Origin of the sequence: Microvirga sp. CF3016 (assembly GCF_036314085.1) — a bacterium.
Lineage (GTDB): Bacteria > Pseudomonadota > Alphaproteobacteria > Rhizobiales > Beijerinckiaceae > Microvirga.
Window position 1 is genome coordinate 85,157 of the sequence record NZ_JAYGGM010000016.1, and the last position, 19,026, is coordinate 104,182.

Here is a 19,026-nt window from a genome sequence, read left to right on the forward strand (position 1 = left end):
GACTTGACGTGGATCAATCAGCATCCGATATTTCAGTAAATTCTGAAATGTCGGTTTGATATGAATCTCCCTCCCCTCGTCCAAACCTTCGTCCTGCATTTCGGTGAGATGGGCTCCCGTTGGGGCATCAACCGGACTGTCGGCCAGATCTATGCCCTGCTGTATCTCTCCAAGGCGCCGCTGAACGCCGAGGACATTGTCGAGCGGCTTGGCGTCTCGCGCTCGAACGTGAGCATGGGGCTCAAGGAACTCCAGGCTTGGAACCTTGTCCGGCTGCAGCACAAGCCGGGCGACCGGCGCGACTACTTTGCGACGCCCGACGACATCTGGCAGATCGTCCGCACGCTGGTTGAGGAGCGCAAGAAGCGGGAGATCGACCCGACCATGTCTCTCCTGCGTGAGGTGCTCATGCAGGAGCCGGCCAGTCCCGAGGAGCGTCATGCACAAGAGCGCATGCGCGAGATGCACGATCTCTTCGAGCTGCTGACAGGCTGGTACGCCGACGTGCAGCGGCTTGATACCGAGCGCCTCGTCCAGCTCCTGACGCTGGGCTCGAAGGTGCAGAAGATCCTGGAGATGAAGGACCGTCTATTCGTCGTGCCGGGATCGAAGAAGAACCCCCGCGACGACGTGAAGGACAAGTGACATGTTCGACCAGTTCGACGCCCTGCTCCTGGCGCGTTTCCAGTTCGCGTTCACGGTCTCCTTCCATTTCATCTTTCCGTCGTTCTCCATCGGCCTGGCGAGCTATCTCGCCGTGGTGGAGGGGCTGTGGCTGTGGACCGGGCGCGAGGTCTACCTCAACCTGTTCAAGTACTGGCTCAAGATCTTCGCTCTTGCCTTTGCCATGGGCGTGGTCTCGGGCATCGTCATGTCCTACCAGTTCGGCACCAACTGGTCGGTCTTCTCCGACAAGGCCGGGCCGGTCATTGGTCCGCTGATGGCCTACGAGGTCATGACCGCCTTCTTCCTGGAGGCGGGCTTCCTCGGCATCATGCTGTTCGGCATGGGGCGGGTCGGCCCGAGGCTGCACTTTGCCGCCACGCTTGCGGTTGCTGTCGGCACTTTCATCTCGGCCTTCTGGATCCTGTCTGCCAACTCGTGGATGCAAACCCCCGTCGGCTACGACGTCAACGAGGCCGGCCAGTTCGTGCCGCAGGACTGGTGGGCCATCATCTTCAACCCGTCCTTCCCCTATCGCCTCGTCCACACGGTCCTGGCTGCCTATCTGACCACGGCCTTGGTGGTCGGCGGGGTCGGCGCCTGGCATCTCCTGCGCGAGCGCACCAACAAGGGGGCCCGGGTGATGTTCTCGATGGCCATGGGCATGATCTCGGTCGTCGCGCCGCTCCAGATCTTTGCCGGCGACATGCATGGTCTCAACACCCTGGAGCACCAGCCTGCCAAGGTCATGGCCATGGAGGGGCACTTCCAGAGCCATCCGGACGGCGCTCCCCTGATCCTGTTCGGTATCCCCGATCAGGAGGCCGGAACCGTGCGCAACGCCATCGAGATCCCCAAGGCGTCCTCGCTCATTCTCAAGCACGACCTCAATGCGCCCATGGCCGGGCTCGACACGGTCGATCGCGCCAACTGGCCCTACGTGCCGGTGGTGTTCTGGTCGTTTCGCATCATGGTGGGCTTAGGGTTCGCGATGCTGGGTCTGGGAGTGCTCAGCCTGTGGGCACGATTCCGCGGTCGGCTCTACGAATGGCGCCCGCTGCACTGCCTCGCACTCGCCATGGGTCCTGCGGGCTTTGTGGCCGTCATCGCCGGCTGGGTCACCACCGAGGTCGGACGACAGCCCTTCACCGTCTATGGCCTGCTCAGGACAGCGGCATCGGCCTCACCCCTTGAAGCGCCGGCCGTGGCCGCCTCGCTGCTGACCTTCATCGTGGTCTACTTCATCGTGTTCGGGGCCGGCACCGGCTACATCCTCAAGCTCATGGGCAAGGCTCCGCATCCGGGCGAGACCGGGCCCGAGGCGGGCCCTGACCATCCCATCCGCACGGCCGGCATCACCCCGGCTCCCTCGGTCGATCCGGGCCGCACCCTCGGCGCAGAGACCTGATCCATGATCCCTGTTCTTGATCTTCCCACCTTCTGGGCCTTCATCATCGCGTTCGCGGTCTTCGCGTACGTGGTGATGGACGGCTTCGATCTCGGCATCGGCATCCTGTTCCCGTTCTTCGCGCCGGGACCGGAGCGCGACAGCGCCATGAATTCGGTCGCGCCGGTGTGGGACGGCAACGAGACCTGGCTCGTGCTGGGCGGCGGCGGCCTCATGGCGGCTTTTCCGCTCGCCTACGCGATCATCCTGCCGGCTCTCTACGCGCCTATCATCGCCATGGTGCTGGCGTTGATCTTCCGCGGGGTCGCCTTCGAGTTCCGCTGGCGCGATCCGGGCCATCGCCGCTACTGGGACGTCGCGTTTACGACGGGATCGATCGTGGCGACGCTCGCGCAGGGCATCACGCTCGGCGCCCTGCTTCAGGGCATCGCGGTAGAAGGACGCTCCTATGCCGGCGGATGGTGGGACTGGCTCACGCCCTTCAGCCTGCTGGTCGGCGTCAGTCTCGTGATCGGCTATGCCCTGCTCGGGGCGACCTGGCTGGTGATGAAGACCGAGGGTGCCGTACAGGATCACAGCTTCCGTCTTGCCGGCAAACTCGCCATCGCACTCATCGGCTGCATCGGCCTGGTCAGCGCGGCAACGCCGTTCCTCAGCGGCGCATATTATGAGCGTTGGTTTGCCTGGCCGCAGGTCCTGTTCACGGCGCAGGTGCCGCTGCTGGTCGGCCTCTGCTCCGGGACGCTGCTGGTGAGCCTGGTGCGCCGCTGGGAGTACTGGCCGTTCCTGCTGACCCTGGGACTGTTCGCGCTGTGCCTGCTTGGGCTGGGCGTGAGCATGTTCCCGCATGTGGTGCCGAACGCCGTCACCATCCACGAAGCCGCAGCGCCGCAGGCCAGCCTCCAATTCATGCTGGTTGGCGCGAGCGTGTTGATCCCGATCATTCTCGCCTATACGGGGTATTCGTACTGGGTGTTCCGCGGCAAGACCGGACACGAGGGCTATCACTGATGGGTATCAAGACCGAGCCAAACTCCGCCCTGCGCCGATGGCTGTGGTTCGTGAGCCTGTGGGCCGCAGGCGTGGGCACGACCGCAGCGGTCAGTCTCGTCATCAGGTTCTGGCTCGCATGACGGCGAGGGATTTCGCCATGTAACCAAACGGGCCGATGAGCCACTGTCCGTCGCTGCTCCCCTTGGACTGTTCTCCCGCCGCGGTGCCCTTGATCACTGGGTTGATCAGTGTCGATGAGGTCAGTTCAGCCTCAGGCCGCATGCCGCTCCGCCGGTTCGATCGGGACGACCATGGTGCAACGCACCCCCTCGCGCTCGAAGCGGATGTCGAGATGTCCCGCGAGTTCACGGGTGATCGTCTGCCGCAGGAGGCGCGAGCCAAAGCCGGGACGCGGCTGCATCTCGATGACGGGGCCTTCCAACTCGCACCATTCCAGGGTCAGCATGGCTTCATGCCCTTGCTCCTGAATTGCCCAATCGACCTGCACCCAGCCTGATGGGGTTGAGAGGGCGCCGTACTTGACCGCATTGGTGGCGAGCTCATGGAACGCCATGCCGAGAACCACCGCCGGCTTGGGCGGCAGCCGCAGCTCGGGCCCGCTGAGACGGATACGCGAGGCGCCCGTTGCATAGGGCAGGAGCTCGGTCTCCAGGATCGCCCTGAGTGAGGCGCCCTCCCAGTGCGTCTCGTTGAGCAGGTTGTGCGTGCGCGAGAGGGCCAGCAGGCGTTCCTGGAAACGTTCCTGCGCGACCTGCGGCGGTGCCCCCGAACGGCTGGCCTGCCATGACAGGGACTGGACGGTCGCCAGCGTATTCTTCACCCGGTGATTCAGCTCGTCGATCAGCAGCTTCTGACGGCGGTCCGCCTGTCGACGCTCGGTGATGTCCTCCACCACCCTGACGGCGTAAAGGAACGTGCCATCTGCGTCCCGCACGGCGGTGCTGGTCACGCGCGCCCAACCGCTGCTGCCGTCCTTGCGCCGGAACTTGCTGTCGGTCGTGTAGGCGTCCAGCTCGCCCGCAACCTGCCGCGTGAACAATTCGAGGTCCTGGTTGAGGATCTCGGCATCCGTCGCGTGGCCGAAGTGCTGGCCGATCAGTTCCTCCCGAGTGTGGCCGGTGAGCTTGCAGCGAGCCTCGTTCACAGAGACGAAGCGCCCGTCGCGGTCGACCTCGGCGATGCCAACTGCGGCATTGTTCTGGGTCGCCCACAGGCGCGCCTCACTCCCCCTCAAGGCCGCCTCCCGCTCCCGGAGGTCCTGCGAGGCGGCGGCCAGGGCGCCTCCGACCTGGTCAACTTCGACCAGTCCTGTGGGAGGAGGCGCCACGGACGCGCCCCGGCCAAGCCGCTGGGCCTGATCCACCAATCCCTGGACCGGAATGGCAATGCGCTGCCCGAAGCTGCGGGCGAGAAGCAGGGATAGCAGGATCAGGGCCGCGCCGAACCCGAACAGGGTCCAGAGGGATCGATGCAGGGGGGCTTGGACGATCTCGGCCGGCACACCGACGAACGCAGTCCAGCCGGACACCCCCGAGCGGGCATAGGCCCCGAGCACTGCCGTTCCCTCCAGATTGAACCCTTCCCAGATGCCATCAGCCTCGCGGGCCGCTCTCAGGAACTCGTCCGGAGCGGGCCTGCTGACGAACGCCTCATGCTGGCGGGAACGGGCCACGACGCGGTCGTCCCGGTCGATCACGGTCGCAATCCATGAGGCAGGCAGGTTCTGCGCCAGAAGGATCTCGGCAATGCGCCTCGGCTCGATGGCCATCGACAGCACGTGCGTGACGGTGTCGTCCTTGAGGACAGGAACCCGGATGCTGATGATCGGGCGCCCGGCGGTGGCCCCGGTAAAGAGGTCCTGGATCACAGGCTTCTTGGTGGCGATCACCTGCTGGTCGACCGGCAGGTTGGCACCCTTCGGCAGCGGCGAACCCCACGGCAAGCGGGTGTTCGCCACCTGCTGGCCCGTGACGTCCCGGACCACGATGGCGTAGTCGTCCGTTCGCTGCCGCGACCAGGACCGTAAGGTCATCTCGGCCTGACGCTGGAAAGCCTCGAAGTTGCCCTCCAGCAGGGACGAGGAGGTCGCCAAGGCCTGTGCGGCCGACTGGATGCCGACGAGTTCGCGGTCGACCGCCGCCATGATGCGCTGGGCCGTGCCGAGCGCCTCCTCCTCGTAGTGATGGCGCTCGGCACTGGCATAGCGCCACAGCAGGATGGCCGCGAAGACGAGGCCCGGCAGCACAAGGGCGGCGCCGAACGCCATCAGGCACTGGCGAATCGTGTAGCGTCGCGATGAGATCATGCGGCCTAAATACCGCCAGCTTCAGACAAATCCAGGGATTGGTTTCAACGACTCGATCCTAGGATGAGCAATCTACACAAGCCGGAAAACAGCGTCCAACGATCTCCGTCGGCCACTCGTGCCGTCCCAGGTCCGGATTGGTCCGTATAAGTCACCTGTGATGGGCGATCCTTTCGTCAGAGAAGCCCAGTGAGAAATAGCCCTGAAGTCACCGGATCACCTGTCGTTCCCGTGGAGCGCGCGCACGACCGCAGTGCCGAGCTCGCCGACCGTAAAGGGCTTGCGCAGAACCGGGCCCGAACCGTCCGGTACGCTCTCGGCATACCCCGTGATCAGGAGGCTTCTCAGGCCCGGTGCGATGCTGCGCAGTTGCGCGATCATCTCGCTCCCTGTCATGCCGGGCATGGCATAGTCGGCCAGGATGAGATCGAACGGCCGACCGGCGGCATCCAGACGGTTCAGACCCGCGCGGGCGCTGTCCCCTTCCACAACCTCGTAACCCAGCTCCGTCAGCATCGCCACCGTTGCCATTCTGACCTGGTCGTCATCGTCAATGACCAGAACACGGGCTCTGCCAACCGGATCCGCCCGTTCTGTCGGTCCCGGCACTTTCTCCAGTGAAGCCACAGACTCAGACTTGGGCAGGTACAGGTCGACCGTTGTACCCTGGCCTGGCTCGCTTGTGATGAGTACATCACCGCCAATCTGCTTGATCGTGCCGTAGACCTGCGCCAGCCCGAGACCTGTCCCCTGCCCCGGCCCCTTGGTGGTGAAGAACGGCTCGGTGGCTCGTGTCAGGACCTCGGGACTCATGCCATGGCCCGTATCTCGGACCCGAATCCGCACGGCGTCCGTGCTCATGGACAGCAACTTAGGTCGCTTCGGATCATCAGCCCCGATGTTCTTGGTTTGCAGAACGAGTTCGCCGCCGGCCGGCATGGCGTCTCGCGCGTTAACCGCAAGATTGAGCACGGCAAGCTCGATCTGGTTGGGATCCGCCATGGCAGGCCACAGATCCTTTCCGAACAGCGTGTTGACGCCGATTCGACCGCCAAGGGTGCGATGCAGGAGGTCGGCCATGTTGGACAGGATCCGGTTCACGTCGGTCGGACGCACCTCAAGACGCTGCTTGCGGGAAAACGCCAGAAGCTGCTCGGTCAGCCGCGCCCCGCGCTGGGCTGCCTGCATGGCATTGTGCAGGAGACGCAGCGCCTTATCGTCGCCGGCGACACGCCTCTCCATCAGGTCGAGGGAGCCGATGACGGCTGCCAGCAGGTTGTTGAAATCGTGTGCCACTCCACCCGTCAGATGCCCGATGGCGTCCATCTTGCGGGCTTGGGCGGCCTGTTCTTCAGCCTCGCGCCGCAAGCGCGCGAGTTCCAGGTTCGTGCGCACTCGCGCCTGGAGCTCCCGTGCCGAGAACGGCTTCACGAGGTAATCGTCGGCTCCGGCCTCAAGCCCCTCCACGCTGGCTTCGTCGCCAGCTCGAGCCGACAGCATGATGATCGGCAGTGTCCGAAGCGCTGGCTCATCCCGCACCTGCTGGACGAGCTGGAAGCCGTTCATGATCGGCATCATCACGTCGGTGACGAGAAGATCGGCTCCGTTCTTGCGGAGCTCTTCCAGGGCTTCAGCGCCATCGGGTACGGCAGTGACATTGTGATCGCCGCCGAGGAGGCGCGTGATATACGCCCGCATGTCGGCATTGTCGTCAGCCACCAGCACGCGCGGCTTGGTCGAAGCTTTGCCAGAGGTGCCGCGCTGCGGCAATCGAACCACATTGCTGCCTTCCGCAGGGGTGTCCGGCAGCCAGCGAAGCGCCTCCTCGACGAAGGTGTCGGCCCCGATCCGTGTCGAGGTCCGCTCGCCTATCCCTTTGACTTGGTCGGGCGGCAGGTGCGCACGTCCCTGAGGAATCGTAACCGTGAACGTCGTCCCGTGGCCGATCCTGCTGTCGACCTCGACCGTTCCACCGTGCAGTTGGGCGAGCTCCCGCACCAGTGCTAGGCCAATTCCGGAGCCCTCGTGGCTGCGGCTCCTTGCCCCCTCCACCCGATGGAAGCGCTCGAAAATGCGATCAAGATCCTCAGGAGCGATACCCGCGCCCGTGTCGCTCACCGACAGGCGAACAGCTCCATCGACCTCTTGCAGGCGAACTGTAATCTGCCCGTCGAAGGTGTGCTTGAATGCATTTGAGAGAAGATTGAGGACGATCTTCTCCCACATCCCTTGATCAACGTAGGCTGTCAAAGGCGTCAGGGGGCATTCGACGTCGAGCGTCAAGCCCGCCCGCTCCACAGCTGAGCGGAACGAGCTTGCCAGGTCGGCGGTCAGATGGGAGAGATCGGTTGGACGGAACTCGGCTTGGATGCGGCCCGCCTCGGCACGCGAGAAGTCCAAGAGCGTGTTCACGAGCCGCAGCAGGCGAAGCGCATTGCGATGAACGACCTGGAGTTCGTTCCGCGCCGCATCCGGGAGAGTCCCTTGTTCCAGGAGGTCCTCAAGCGGTCCCAACATCAGGGTGAGGGGCGTGCGGAACTCATGGCTGACATTGGAGAAGAACTGGGTTTTGGCCCGATCAAGTTCGGCCAGTGCATCGGCGCGCCGGCGCTCCTCCTCGTGAGCCCGGGCGTTGCGGATGAGGGTGGAGACCTGCCCGTTCAGGAGGGTGAAGAACGAGCGGTAACCATCATCCAGAGCGCGGCTCGGACTGATGCCGGTGATGAGCATGCCGGGGATCTCACCACCCGTGCCGAAGATGGGCATGGCAAGGGCATGCTTGATCGGGTCTGACCACAGCCCTCCTCGGAGTGACACCAGGTGCTCCACCTCGCACTCGACAATCTCACCCGCGAGAACTTGCGTGACGGGCCAGGGCTCATCAGCATGCGTCCCGAGGAGCCGCGGAGCGCCCGGACTGTCTGCGTCCAATCCGGCAGATCCGCGAAGAGAAAGCCTGCCATCCGCATCGCGGAGGTAGATGAGGGCAAATGGCACATCGAGCGGATCCCGTGCGAGCGCAGCCGCGACATCCTGGCAGGTCGCCTCAAGGCTGCGAGCATCGGCGGCCTTTGTGCCGACATCGCGCAGAAGGTTCAGACGGCGCTCGCCGACGATTTGCGCCGTCACCTCGCTGCACACGGCCAGCATGCCGACGATACGGCCCGCATCATCCTCAGCCGGGGCGTGCGAGACGCTGAAGTAGGCTTCCTCCCGGTATCCGGCCCGTTCCATAAGCAGAGGGAGTGCGGGCGTCCAATTGGCGTTTCCGGTTGCCATTACGCGCTCGATCATAGGTCCGAGCGTGTCCCAGCTCGCCGCCAAGGTGATACGGATGTCGTTGCCGAGGGCGGCCGGATGCCCTGCCCCGATGAGCTTGGAATAGGCGTCGTTGTAGATCTGGGTGAACTCCGGTCCCCAGGTGAGAATCATCGGGTACTGGGACGACAGCAAGGTGCGGACAGTCGAGCGCAGGCTCTGCGGCCAAGCTGACACCGGCCCCAAGGGGGTGCGTGACCAATCCAGCGCTCGGGCAAGGGCGCGGATCTCGCCCGGTCCTTGGAACAGAGCCATGGCTGCGGAGTCGGGCGAGGGGGTCATTCGGATTCGAGGCCCATGGGCCGACACGACCTGCGGCCAAGCTTGACTGACACCACCTATGCCCTTCGGAACTGATCAGCGAGGAGTGGTTGTAGATATTGCCTTTGGCCGCAAGGTCAACGTCGTTCTCCCGTGCAGCCGCCGCTGCATCGATTGGCGTGGGTCCCATGAAGGGACCGCCTTCAATCGGGCCGTGAAGTTGCGGGCCGGTGGGAACCGGAGCCGTCCGCGAGGCTTGACGCCTCGGACATGCAGGCGCTCTTCACCTACACCTTTCTGACGCGGGGCTGGCCGGTCTGGGCTCGTTATCTCTGCGCGACGTTGGTCGTCCTAATCGTGCTCGTGCTGCGCATGGGCCTCAGCGCATACCTGCCGGCCTTCCCCTTTCTGCTGTTCTTCGTTGCCATCATCCTCAATGCAGTCCTGTTCGACCGAGGCAGCGGCTTCTACACGGTCGCCCTGAGCGCCCTCCTGGCGGACTACTTCTTCCTCGAGCCGGTCGGAAGCCTCTGGATCCAGGATCATCGGGCCATGCTAGGCCTGATCCTGTACCTCCTGATCGGCTTCACCACGGCAGGGATCATCGAGGCTCTGCACACCACGGCTCACAGCCTCACCCGGGCGAACAAGCAGCTCGCAGCCAATGAACAGGAGAAGGACTTGCTCCTGCGGGAGGCGGGTCACCGGATGAAGAACGACCTCATGATGCTGGAGGCATTGGTGCGCCTCCAAGAGCGGGCCGTGCAGGACCCGTCGGCCCGCTCGGCGCTGGCCTCGACGGCAGACCGAATACACGTCCTCAGCCGGGTGCACGACCGCTTGAGACTGGGACAGGGTACCAACGCGGTGATCAACGTCGCCGACTTCATCGCGGAGCTCTGTGACGACCTGAAGGCCGCGCTGGCGGATCTGAGACCGGTTACTGTGACCGTAAGGGCCGAGCGTCACCTGCTGCCGCAGGAGCGTAGCGTCCCGGTCGGGCTGATCATCAACGAGCTGCTCACGAACAGCCTCAAGTACGCCTTTCCCGGCGACCGGAGCGGGACGATCATCGTGTCCTTCAGCCGCGAGGGTGACAGCTTCAGGGTCTCCGTCGCCGATGACGGAGTGGGCTTGCCACCGGTGAGCAGGCCTGGATCCGCATCGGGCCTTGGAGCCCGGCTGATCCGCTCCATGGCGGCCCAACTCGGCGGCTCCGTTGTGATCGAAAAGGAAGGCGATACCACAGGCACGACGGTAACCGTCCGCTTTCCTGTGGAGCCGTGAGCGGCGGCTGTGAGGGAAACTTGCACATTCCAGCCGCCCGGCAGACGTCGGCTCCTACGCTCAGGATCGGAACGAAGCGGTGATCGATGAAGCTCTCCCTTTGGAGTCCTTGTTCAGAAATGAACGCGGAAGCTCAGTATTCCGGTACAAGGCGCTCCTCGACGAGAGGAATTTCCATGTGGCAGGACAGTCCCTCGCGGTCATAAGCGATTCGGATCGCCGCACGGCATTGATGGGTCAAAACCCGATGTAGCAACGTCGAGCCGAAGCCCTTCCGCCGCGGCTGCTCGACCGGAGGTCCGCCGCGTTCCACCCAATCGATGACGAGCCGACGCCCTGCGTCCAGATCCCGAACGTTCCACGTCACCGCGATTTGCCCACCAGAAACCGAGAGCGCCCCGTGTTTGGCTGCGCTGGTGGTCAGTTCATGCACCGCCATGCCGATCGGCACAGCCAGATCGGCCGAAAGCTCCACCGGCGGTCCATCAAGGCTGATCCGTTGCTGCGCGCCGTCGTCGTAATGAGCCAGTTCGTTCCTGAACATCTCGATCAGCGGCGCCGTCTGCCAATAATCCTCGGTCAGGAGATTGTGCGTGTTGGCGAGCGAGACGATCCGGTCCGCGAACGAGCGGTAGAACTCATCAACGGAGTTCGTCGAGCGCGCTGTGGCCCCGAGAAGCCCCTGCACGGTCGCCAGGGTGTTCTTGACCCGGTGGTGCAGTTCGCGGATGAGCAGAGCCTGGCGCTCATGCGTCTGCTGCCGCTCCTGAAGGTGAGCCTCCACCTCCCGCTGCCGCTGTCGCGCCCGCAGGGCCGAGCGCACGGCATTCACCAGAACGGCCGGGTGAAACGGCCGCTCGAGAACCGTGACGTTGCCCAGCAGCTCGGTCAGGTGCTCGACCGGCGAGCCGCCCCGATAGGTCAGCAAGATGAAGGGAAGGTCGGACCAGGGCGGCTGCAGGTTGACCCACTCGGCGAGCTCGCGTCGGTCCGCACTGAGAAGGGCCTCCTCGGTGATCACAGCACAGGCCGATGCGTCCAAACCCGCGACAAGCGCCGTGAGGCTGGGGCAGACCGTGGCTCTGATCCCGACCTCCTCGAGAATGGCCGCTGCTATCGTGCCATCTCGCCCATGGGGCGCAAGGATCAGCACGGACACCTCATCGGCCTGCCTCATCGTCGGTCTCACGCTCCTCAAGAAGCGAGGCGCGCTGGCCCACGAACGTCGGTACGCCTGTCAACACACCCCGGAATTGCTCCAGCGGCGGACCAACGCGCAAACCCTGGCTGTCGATCCGAAACTCGCGAATCGTATCCTCGTGCGCGCCGGTGCGCCGCTTGACCACCGACAAGGCTCGCCGAATCCGCCCCTCTGCCTCGAAGAAGCGAAGGAGCACGACCGCATCGCTCAAATAGGTCAGGTCAACTGGGGAAACCATCTGACCCACCATGCCGTGCTGAGCCAGAATCAGGATTGTCACGACGCCTTGCTGGTTCAGATAGGTGAGCAGCTCGTGCATCTGGAGCACGATGAAGGGCTGCTCCGGCATGGCATTCAGGTAGCCTGTCAGGCTGTCGATCACGACGACCGTCGCCCCACCCTGCTCAACCGCCTCCCGCACCCGCCCGGCGAATTCTCCGGGAGAGACATTGGCCGGATCGATCTGCTCAATGCGGAGCCGCCCGGCTTCCACGTGGGACGTGAGGTCGAAGCCGACCCCCTGAGCCCTTTGCATGAGGATCCCTGTGGTCTCGTCGAAGCTGATCATCAGGCCAGATTCGCCGCGTTCCAGGGCGGCCCAGAGATAGCCGAGCGCCAGCGTGGACTTGCCCGCACCTGATGGGCCGACCACGAGCGTGCTCGTTCCACGGCTCAACCCTCCCCCGAGGATGGTGTCGAGTTCATCGATGCTGCTGCACAGCGTTTCAAGAGCAAAGGATTTGTGATGATCGGCAGCCACGAGGCGCGGGAAAATCCGCAGACCGCCCCTTTCGATCACAAGATCGTGGTATCCCCCGCGAAAGGCGGTGCCGCGCATCTTTGTAACGCTGAGCCGTCGCCGCTCCGATCCGTAGGCCGGAACAACCTGCTCAAGGTGGACGACCGCATGGCTGATGGAGTGCAGATTGAGGTCATCTTGCTCGGACGTGAGGTCATCCAGCATCAGGACCGTGGCATCGTTGAGCAGGAAATAGCTCTTGAGCGCCAGCACTTGCCGCCGATATCGCAGGGAGCCTTGGGAAAGAAGCCGGATTTCCGAGAGTGAGTCGAACACAACCCGGCTGGGCTTGACCCGCTCGATTTCCGTCAGCGCCATACGCACCGTCTCGCCGAGTTCAAGATCCGAGGAGTAGACAAGGCTCTGCTGTTGTTGCGGATCAAGGCTCAGCTCCGGCGGCACCAGCTCGAAGATCTCAATGCCGTCCAAGGACCAGCCATGGCGGGAGGCGACCGACAGGAGCTCCCGCTTGCTCTCGGATAAGGTGATGTAGAGACAAACCTCACCCTGCTGGACGCCGGCGAGCAGAAATTGCATTCCCAGCGTGGTCTTGCCGGAGCCGGGTCGCCCCTCGATGAGGTGTGCGCGATTGGCGGCATAGCCGCCGGCCAGAATATCATCGAGCCCTGGAACCCCTGTTGGGATCGGGGCAGCATCGGAATGCGACGGAAGCATCATGGACAATCTCAGCAGGTAAGCGGTTTCGATCGAGCCGCAATCGGCACTCAGGCCCTCATGCTCTGTCTGCGGAACCGACGTCTGGCGCAAGGATGTGATGCGTCCCTCAGCTAGGGACATTTCTGTGGCCTTGTAGACATGAGCAGCCGAACTGTCTGTCCACATGTGCACACAGTGCCGGAGTTGTGTCCACAATTGAACGTAAGTTGCCTTGATGCGTTGGATCTGCCGAATCAGTGGAGAAAAGACGCCTGATGCAATCTGCAGCGATCCCGTCGCGCCTTAGGGAGCGAATTGCCACCAATAACCTGCTGAGCGCCCTCAAACCGGAAGATTTGGCCATCGTGGCACCTTCGCTCCAGGAGTGGGCAGGCGAAGCCGGAGCCAAGCTGTACCAGCCCGGGGATGAAGTCAGGTTCGTTTACTTCCCTTGCGGGCCGAGTCTGGTTTCCTTCGTCGTTGAGCTCGAGGATGGCCTCACGGTTGAAACGGCCCTGATCGGACGCGAGGGGGCCGTTGGCGGGATCGTGAGTCAAGGCCGTCTTCCGGCCTTCGCCCGTTCCGAAATCCAATTCCCGGGCCCCTTCCTGCGCCTGTCCACAGCCGACCTGGAGGAGTTCGAAACACGATCACCGAGCCTGCGCCATCTGTTTTCCCGTTACGCCGATTGCATGCTGGCGCAAGTGTTCCAATCCGTGGCGTGCAACGCCGTCCATACGATCGAGCAGCGAACGGTCAAATGGCTGCTGGCCGCCATCGACCGGACCGGAGATCACGATGTCCCCCTGACGCAGGAGCAACTGGCCAGCATGATGGGGGTCGGGCGAAGCTATGTCAGCCGTGTCATCCAGTCCTTGAAACGCCGGCACCTGCTGGAAACGCGAAGAGGCGGCGTGCGTGTGCGTGATCTGGAGAAGCTGGACGCATTATCCTGCGGCTGCAACAACGCGCTTCGCCGTCATTTCGACCAGGTGCTGGCAGGCGTCTATCCCACCGTCGAGGAGAGTTCGGCTCAGAAGACGGCTGCAGGCAGCAGTCGTCCAGGGTCCAGGATGAGAGCCTGAGAGCCGAAGCAGAATGCCGCAGATTGCTGGAACTTTGAGGGCATTCGCTTTGGTCAGTTCGGTGATGCTGCCCGCATACGAGGCATCAAACCGCGTCCCGAACCTGGGAGTGGCCGCTCAGCCTCTGCCTGGAAATGCGACCGAAAGGACCACCTTTGGCCCCTGTTCCACCGCTTCTAGCTGATGCCGAGTTTCTGTTGGGCGGCACACTCGGCCCATTGATGCGGATGCACGACTGGTCGGCCTCGCCGCTCGGCTCTCCCGGTACCTGGCCGGCATCCCTCCGTACGGTCGTAGGCCTGATGCTGACCTCCAAGTTCCCAATGTTCGTCGCCTGGGGACCGGAACTCGCCTTCCTGTACAATGACGGCTACGCACCAATCCTCGGATCCAAGCATCCGCACGCCCTCGGTCGCCCTTTCCATGCGGTCTGGTCGGAGATCTGGAACGACATCGAGCCGCTCGTGAACAGGGCTCTTGCCGGTGAGGCGACCTTCAACGAGAACCTCCATCTTGTGATGGAACGCCACGGCTTCCCGGAAGACACCTGGTACACGTTTTCCTACTCGCCTGTTCGCGATGACGGCGGCGCCATTGCCGGCATGTTCTGCGCCTGCACCGAGACCACCGAGAAGGTACAGGCGGAGCGCCGGGCCAGATTTCACATCGAACTGAGCGAGCGTCTGGCCACCCTGTCGGAGCCCCGCACCGTGACATTCGTGGCGGCCCGCGCTCTCGGCACCCACATCGACGCAGATCGTGTCGGCTACGGCGAGGTGGACGAGACGGAGCAGGTCGTCGCGGTCGAGCAGGACTGGACGCGGGGCGTGTCTATCGCAAGCCTCGCCGGCGAGGCCCGGATCCTGGACGCGTTCGGCCCGGCGGTGATCGCGACATTGCGGGCCGGGCGTACGCTCATCGTAGAGGATTGTCTTGAAGATCCGCGTGTCGGTGAAGCCTATGCGGCGACCTGGTCCGGGATCGGATGCCGCTCGCTGATCGTGACACCGCTGATTAAGTATGGGCGCTTCAGGGCCCTCCTCTACGTGCATGAGTCAACGCCGCGACACTGGACCTCCACAGAGATCATGCTTGTCGAGCGCGTAGCGCACCGCACCTGGGACGCCGTCGAGCGGGCCCGCATTGAAAAGGACTTGCGCGACAGGGAGGCCGTCCTGCGGGAGAACGAGCAGAGACTGCGCGCGACCTACGAGCATGTCTTCGCAGGCATTGGCGAGGTCGACAGGAACGGACGCTTCCTGCGCGCCAACGAACGGCTGTGCGCCATCACCGGCTACAGCCGGGAGGAATTGTTCGGGCGAAGCTTTTGGGACCTGACTCACCTCGACGACCGCGAGGCGGACCTGGAGCGGTTCTCACAGCTCATGCTGGGAAGGACGGACACCTACACGGTCGAAAAGCGCTACATCCACAAGGATGGTCACGAAGTATGGGTCGAGGTGGCAGCGTCCCGGGTTGATGATCCGTCAGGACAACCTCTGTACGGGATCAGCGTGATCCAAGACATCAGCACTCGAAAAAGAGCCGAAGAGCACCAGCGGCTCCTCATCCATGAGCTGAACCACCGGGTGAAGAACACCCTGGCTACCGTTCAGTCCATCGCAACGCAGACGCTGCGCGGATCGGAGGCGCCCATCGAGACCCGGGAGGCGTTGGAGAGCCGCCTGTTCGCGCTCTCCCGCGCCCATAACGTGCTCACCCGCGAGAACTGGGAGGGTGCCCTGCTGCACGAGATCATCGAAGATGTCATCGAGCCCTACAGCAACGGCAGGGAGGGACGGATCCGGCTCCAGGGCGGCAAGGTCCACCTGATACCGCGAATGGCGCTCGCCCTCTCAATGGCGGTTCATGAACTGGCCACGAACGCGGCCAAGTATGGTGCGCTCTCCAACGGGAGCGGAGAAGTTCACCTGACCTGGATGGTTGATCGCACGAGGAGCCAGCCCCTTCTGCTCCTCCGCTGGGAAGAGAAAGGCGGCCCGGCAGTCCGGCCCCCGTCACGGCAAGGATTTGGGTCGCGCCTGATTGAGCGCAGCCTGGCCTATGACCTGAACGGCACGGTGCAGATCGACTTCCATCCCGCGGGTTTGATCTGCTCGGTCGAGGCTCCACTGCCCCCGTAGACGACAAGCGACCGGCTCTCACGCGCCCGGCCTGGCGGCAGTTTAAGCCGTGTTCGGCACCAGGACGGCCCAAAGCCGCGGTGACCTGAACGCAGCCTGGAACCCGACGCTGAGGCGTTCCGGCTGTTCCGGGGCAGAGAATTCAGGACAGGCCGCCGGAACTCACACCCGGGAACTCTCAGCGTGGCCCTTGCTCCTGGAGCGAGATACCGGCCGGTACCTTCAGCTCACTCTCTTCCTGATCCAAATCGATGAAGCGATTATCCTTGGGGATGACCAGCCCTTCCCCAATCTTCGGCAGCTTGGACAAAGCCGCGCATGTTACGGCCGATCGCTCCCCGGACGAGATCTCGATGCCGGTAAGCCGCGCAGTTTTTTGTCCAAGCACCTTCAAGCTCCCCTCGATCCGGATGCTCTGATCCGGGAATGCCCAGGTAAAGCGCTGGCCCGCCTGTTCCCATGTTCCGGGCCATTCCCCCGGCTTTGTCCGGGAGGCATCGAAGATGTAGGGGCTCACCTCGTCGTTCTGCAACTCGCCGCCCCCAACGCCTCCGCCAGGATAAAAGGTGATCACGAACTGGGATCGATCGGACGCGCGGGTGCATTGCCAGAGCGAGCCTGCAAGGCTCATGCCATCGGCCATGGCTGTTGGTGACACGAGCACAATCCCAATCGTGGCGAGCGGGAGGCCTCTCATGGTGCTGTCTCCGATCAGGTACGGAGTAGCACCGTATTACGAACTTCCTTACCGAAATCTACCGGGACGCAGAATTGGAGCGATCTGTGCCGCCGCTGGACTCAAGGAAGCACACCAGGGCAAACAGGGTGATCACCGCCACCATCTCCGCACCAGACAGAAGCCAGGACGGGGCACTCTCCCGTAGCGGCCCAACTGCCATCAGCGAGAGAAGGAATGCAGCGATGGTACTCCACATCAACATGCGAAATGGTCCCCTGGAACGGGATGGAGCCTTACCTCACTGAATATGAACATCCGATGACAGTCCCGCAGCCTGCTGTAGGATTGGATCGGGTCCTGGCTGTGGCGCGGCCTATCACGCACGGGCGACGGTAGAGCCGGATGCGGCCAGGGTCCCGATCGGGCGCTATCCGAACCCGAACCGGCGCTCACAGCCCCGCTGGCAGATTAAGCACCCCACTCACTCGCACGATGCCGCGGAGCTGGAACCTCGGATCCTTGTCGCTGATGGCTGCGACGCCCGGCGGAACGCAACCCGCCGGCCCGAGTTGCCGAGGGATACCGTTACTCGGAAGGAACAAGCAATGGCGAAGTCATTGAAGGCCGGCGACAAGGTATCCTGGGATTCATCGGGTGGCCACAGCACCGGCAAAGTGGTGAGAAAACAGACCAGCCCGACGCAGATCAAAGGTCATAAGGTCGCGGCTTCGAAAGACAATCCTGAGTACATAGTGAAGAGCGACAAATCGGGAAAGATCGCGGCCCACAAGCCGGACGAACTCAAGAAGGCGTAATGCATTCTCAGAAGGCAGGTGAAGAAACGCCTGCCATTGAACGAGGGCGGTCTCGACCGGTTGATGGCCATGGGAGATCTGCGCGGCACCTCTCCACGACATTCCATAGGAGGCCCCATGCGCTACGCTCCTCTTCACGCGACGCTTCTGCTCGGCGTCGGCCTGACAACTTTTACCGGCCTCGAATCCGCCATGACCCAGCACCCCTCATCGCAGCAGACTTTCGAGCAGGTTGCTGCCTTCGAGCACCAGGTTACAGGCGTGGCGGTTTCGCAGGATGGACGTCATCGATCAGGCTCGCGGTGACGAACGGCATTTTCGCCAAGGGAATGATGACCGCCTCCGCATCTCGATCAGAGCGCGGTCGTCGATCTTCGGATCGTCCGGCCCTGAGCCCTGAGGCAGTGCGATGGCTTTCGCTGGCTACGGGATGCGGAAATACGCCTCGCCCTCGCTTAACGAAGCATCTCCCGTCGCCATTTGCCGGGGCTCGCACCGACCGAGCGGGTGAAGACGCGCGTGAAGTAGCTCTGATCTCCGAAGCCGCAGATGAGCGCGATGTCGGCCAGGGGCAGCATCGAGGACAGAAGAAGGCTCTTGGCTTCCTGAACGCGGATATGCGTCAGATAATGATGCGGGCTCATTCCTGTCGTGCGGCGGAAGGCCTTGGCGAAATAGCTCGGCGTGAGCCGGCATTCCCGTGCGATGTCGGCGATCGTCAGGCGAGCTGCAAGGCGGGAATGCATGATCTCCTTGGCGCGACGCTCCTGCCACGATGCAAGCCTGCCATTGTCCGGCAGCGGGGGCAGATGCATGCCCCCGTACCCTTCCGCGAAATAGGTCAGCAGGCTCAACGCCATTTGATCGACGAAGAGCGGATTGGTCTGAGCCAGTTCCGGCGGCGCAGACAGAAGGAACCCGCACATCGCGCTCAGAATGGGATCGGAGGCATCGGGCGAGGCACGCAGGGTCGAGATCGGCGAGGCGCCACGCTCATAGGCCAAATCGTCCAGAGCTTCCTTGCGCATGTAGAACTGCACGCCGTCAAAGGGACCCCGGATGCGACTGCGGGGATCCTCCGTCAGATCGGCTGCGCTGACCGTTCCGGCCGCGAAGCCTCGGGCATACCGCATGCGGCCATCGAGCCATAACTCGTGCTCTTCGACATCCTTCAACTTGTAAGTGGCGCTGAAGGCAGCCTCGGGTTCGATCACGACCGTCCGCTCCCGCTCCTGGCGCATGCAGGTCAGCCGCGTCACGGCGAGCGAGAGGCGATCCCCCTTCGAGACCTGCAGAAGGCCTTGGCTGACCATCTCGACATGGCGTCCAAGCCGTTGGCCGAACAGCCCGGATTGCCTGTTTTCCTGAACGGTCGTCATGTCAACTCGCT

General features: G+C 63.5%; 15 protein-coding genes. 9 read left to right on the forward strand and 6 right to left on the reverse strand.

What is annotated here, in order from left to right:
- Positions 1-60 precede the first annotated feature (60 nt).
- From VB672_RS20860 to VB672_RS20875, 4 genes are read left to right on the forward strand one after another with little or no spacing between them, the layout of a single operon-like run.
- On the forward strand, positions 61-645 hold the full coding sequence (locus VB672_RS20860; protein WP_329786138.1) for a GbsR/MarR family transcriptional regulator: 585 nt from the start codon (positions 61-63) through the stop codon (positions 643-645).
- Position 646: 1 nt separating this feature from the next.
- Positions 647-2,071 carry a cytochrome ubiquinol oxidase subunit I gene (locus VB672_RS20865; RefSeq protein ID WP_329786139.1) on the forward strand — a complete coding sequence of 475 codons (1,425 nt, stop codon included), beginning with the start codon at positions 647-649 and terminating at the stop codon, positions 2,069-2,071.
- Positions 2,072-2,074: 3 nt separating this feature from the next.
- Entirely contained in the window at positions 2,075-3,082 is a 1,008-nt protein-coding gene (gene cydB, locus VB672_RS20870; protein ID WP_329786140.1) for a cytochrome d ubiquinol oxidase subunit II, read from the forward strand.
- The gene (locus VB672_RS20875; protein ID WP_329786141.1) at positions 3,082-3,204 is read left to right on the forward strand and encodes a DUF2474 domain-containing protein; all 123 of its coding nucleotides are present in this window, start codon (positions 3,082-3,084) and stop codon (positions 3,202-3,204) included. Before cydB ends, VB672_RS20875 begins: the two co-directional genes overlap by 1 nt.
- A gap of 131 nt (positions 3,205-3,335) precedes the next feature.
- Here the strand turns inward: VB672_RS20875 and VB672_RS20880 are convergent, their stop codons facing one another.
- Both VB672_RS20880 and VB672_RS20885 read right to left on the reverse strand, forming a co-directional pair.
- Positions 3,336-5,390, reverse strand: a complete 2,055-nt coding sequence (locus tag VB672_RS20880) for a sensor histidine kinase (RefSeq protein ID WP_329786142.1) — start codon at positions 5,388-5,390, stop codon at positions 3,336-3,338.
- A 216-nt stretch (positions 5,391-5,606) separates the two neighbouring features.
- The gene (locus VB672_RS20885; protein ID WP_442932143.1) at positions 5,607-8,624 is read right to left on the reverse strand and encodes an ATP-binding protein; all 3,018 of its coding nucleotides are present in this window, start codon (positions 8,622-8,624) and stop codon (positions 5,607-5,609) included.
- Between the two features lie 615 nt (positions 8,625-9,239).
- Here VB672_RS20885 and VB672_RS20890 point away from each other — a divergent pair.
- On the forward strand, positions 9,240-10,256 hold the full coding sequence (locus VB672_RS20890) for a sensor histidine kinase (protein WP_329786144.1): 1,017 nt from the start codon (positions 9,240-9,242) through the stop codon (positions 10,254-10,256).
- A 133-nt stretch (positions 10,257-10,389) separates the two neighbouring features.
- Here the strand turns inward: VB672_RS20890 and VB672_RS20895 are convergent, their stop codons facing one another.
- A complete protein-coding gene (locus VB672_RS20895) occupies positions 10,390-11,433 on the reverse strand; it encodes a sensor histidine kinase (RefSeq protein ID WP_329786145.1) in 1,044 nt (347 codons plus the stop codon).
- Positions 11,417-12,931 (reverse strand): ATPase domain-containing protein, encoded by a 1,515-nt coding sequence (locus VB672_RS20900; protein WP_442932145.1) that lies wholly within the window; start codon positions 12,929-12,931, stop codon positions 11,417-11,419. Before VB672_RS20900 ends, VB672_RS20895 begins: the two co-directional genes overlap by 17 nt.
- Before the next feature lie 257 nt (positions 12,932-13,188).
- Here VB672_RS20900 and VB672_RS20905 point away from each other — a divergent pair, with 257 nt between their 5' ends.
- Positions 13,189-13,998: a Crp/Fnr family transcriptional regulator gene (locus VB672_RS20905; protein ID WP_329786147.1), complete on the forward strand. Its 810-nt coding sequence runs from the start codon at positions 13,189-13,191 to the stop codon at positions 13,996-13,998.
- A gap of 227 nt (positions 13,999-14,225) precedes the next feature.
- Entirely contained in the window at positions 14,226-16,142 is a 1,917-nt protein-coding gene (locus VB672_RS20910; RefSeq protein WP_329786148.1) for a PAS domain-containing sensor histidine kinase, read from the forward strand.
- A 178-nt stretch (positions 16,143-16,320) separates the two neighbouring features.
- Here the strand turns inward: VB672_RS20910 and VB672_RS20915 are convergent, their stop codons facing one another.
- Complete coding sequence (locus VB672_RS20915; protein WP_329786149.1) at positions 16,321-16,785, reverse strand: hypothetical protein; 465 nt, start codon at positions 16,783-16,785, stop codon at positions 16,321-16,323.
- A 641-nt stretch (positions 16,786-17,426) separates the two neighbouring features.
- On the opposite strand from VB672_RS20915, the gene VB672_RS20920 reads away from it, so the two are divergent.
- Positions 17,427-17,636: a DUF2945 domain-containing protein gene (locus VB672_RS20920; protein WP_329786150.1), complete on the forward strand. Its 210-nt coding sequence runs from the start codon at positions 17,427-17,429 to the stop codon at positions 17,634-17,636.
- A gap of 117 nt (positions 17,637-17,753) precedes the next feature.
- Positions 17,754-17,942, forward strand: coding sequence for a hypothetical protein (locus VB672_RS20925; RefSeq protein WP_329786151.1), 189 nt, complete (start codon positions 17,754-17,756; stop codon positions 17,940-17,942).
- 149 nt (positions 17,943-18,091) lie between these two features.
- Here VB672_RS20925 and VB672_RS20930 read toward each other — a convergent pair whose 3' ends face one another.
- The gene (locus VB672_RS20930; RefSeq protein WP_329786152.1) at positions 18,092-19,015 is read right to left on the reverse strand and encodes an AraC family transcriptional regulator; all 924 of its coding nucleotides are present in this window, start codon (positions 19,013-19,015) and stop codon (positions 18,092-18,094) included.
- Positions 19,016-19,026: the final 11 nt, after the last annotated feature.

Excerpts from the sequence above, each read along its gene's own strand:
- VB672_RS20900 (WP_442932145.1), bottom strand. The coding sequence starts at position 12,931 with ATGCTTCCGTCGCATTCCGATGCTGCCCCGATCCCAACAGGGGTTCCA.
- VB672_RS20905 (WP_329786147.1), top strand. The coding sequence starts at position 13,189 with ATGCAATCTGCAGCGATCCCGTCGCGCCTTAGGGAGCGAATTGCCACC.
- VB672_RS20865 (WP_329786139.1), top strand. The coding sequence starts at position 647 with ATGTTCGACCAGTTCGACGCCCTGCTCCTGGCGCGTTTCCAGTTCGCG.
- VB672_RS20890 (WP_329786144.1), top strand. The coding sequence starts at position 9,240 with ATGCAGGCGCTCTTCACCTACACCTTTCTGACGCGGGGCTGGCCGGTC.
- VB672_RS20885 (WP_442932143.1), bottom strand. The coding sequence starts at position 8,624 with ATGGAACGGGCCGGATACCGGGAGGAAGCCTACTTCAGCGTCTCGCAC.
- VB672_RS20895 (WP_329786145.1), bottom strand. The coding sequence starts at position 11,433 with ATGAGGCAGGCCGATGAGGTGTCCGTGCTGATCCTTGCGCCCCATGGG.
- VB672_RS20875 (WP_329786141.1), top strand. The coding sequence starts at position 3,082 with ATGGGTATCAAGACCGAGCCAAACTCCGCCCTGCGCCGATGGCTGTGG.
- VB672_RS20880 (WP_329786142.1), bottom strand. The coding sequence starts at position 5,390 with ATGATCTCATCGCGACGCTACACGATTCGCCAGTGCCTGATGGCGTTC.
- VB672_RS20860 (WP_329786138.1), top strand. The coding sequence starts at position 61 with ATGAATCTCCCTCCCCTCGTCCAAACCTTCGTCCTGCATTTCGGTGAG.
- cydB (WP_329786140.1), top strand. The coding sequence starts at position 2,075 with ATGATCCCTGTTCTTGATCTTCCCACCTTCTGGGCCTTCATCATCGCG.
- VB672_RS20930 (WP_329786152.1), bottom strand. The coding sequence starts at position 19,015 with ATGACGACCGTTCAGGAAAACAGGCAATCCGGGCTGTTCGGCCAACGG.
- VB672_RS20925 (WP_329786151.1), top strand. The coding sequence starts at position 17,754 with ATGCGCTACGCTCCTCTTCACGCGACGCTTCTGCTCGGCGTCGGCCTG.
- VB672_RS20920 (WP_329786150.1), top strand. The coding sequence starts at position 17,427 with ATGGCGAAGTCATTGAAGGCCGGCGACAAGGTATCCTGGGATTCATCG.
- VB672_RS20910 (WP_329786148.1), top strand. The coding sequence starts at position 14,226 with ATGCACGACTGGTCGGCCTCGCCGCTCGGCTCTCCCGGTACCTGGCCG.
- VB672_RS20915 (WP_329786149.1), bottom strand. The coding sequence starts at position 16,785 with ATGGCCGATGGCATGAGCCTTGCAGGCTCGCTCTGGCAATGCACCCGC.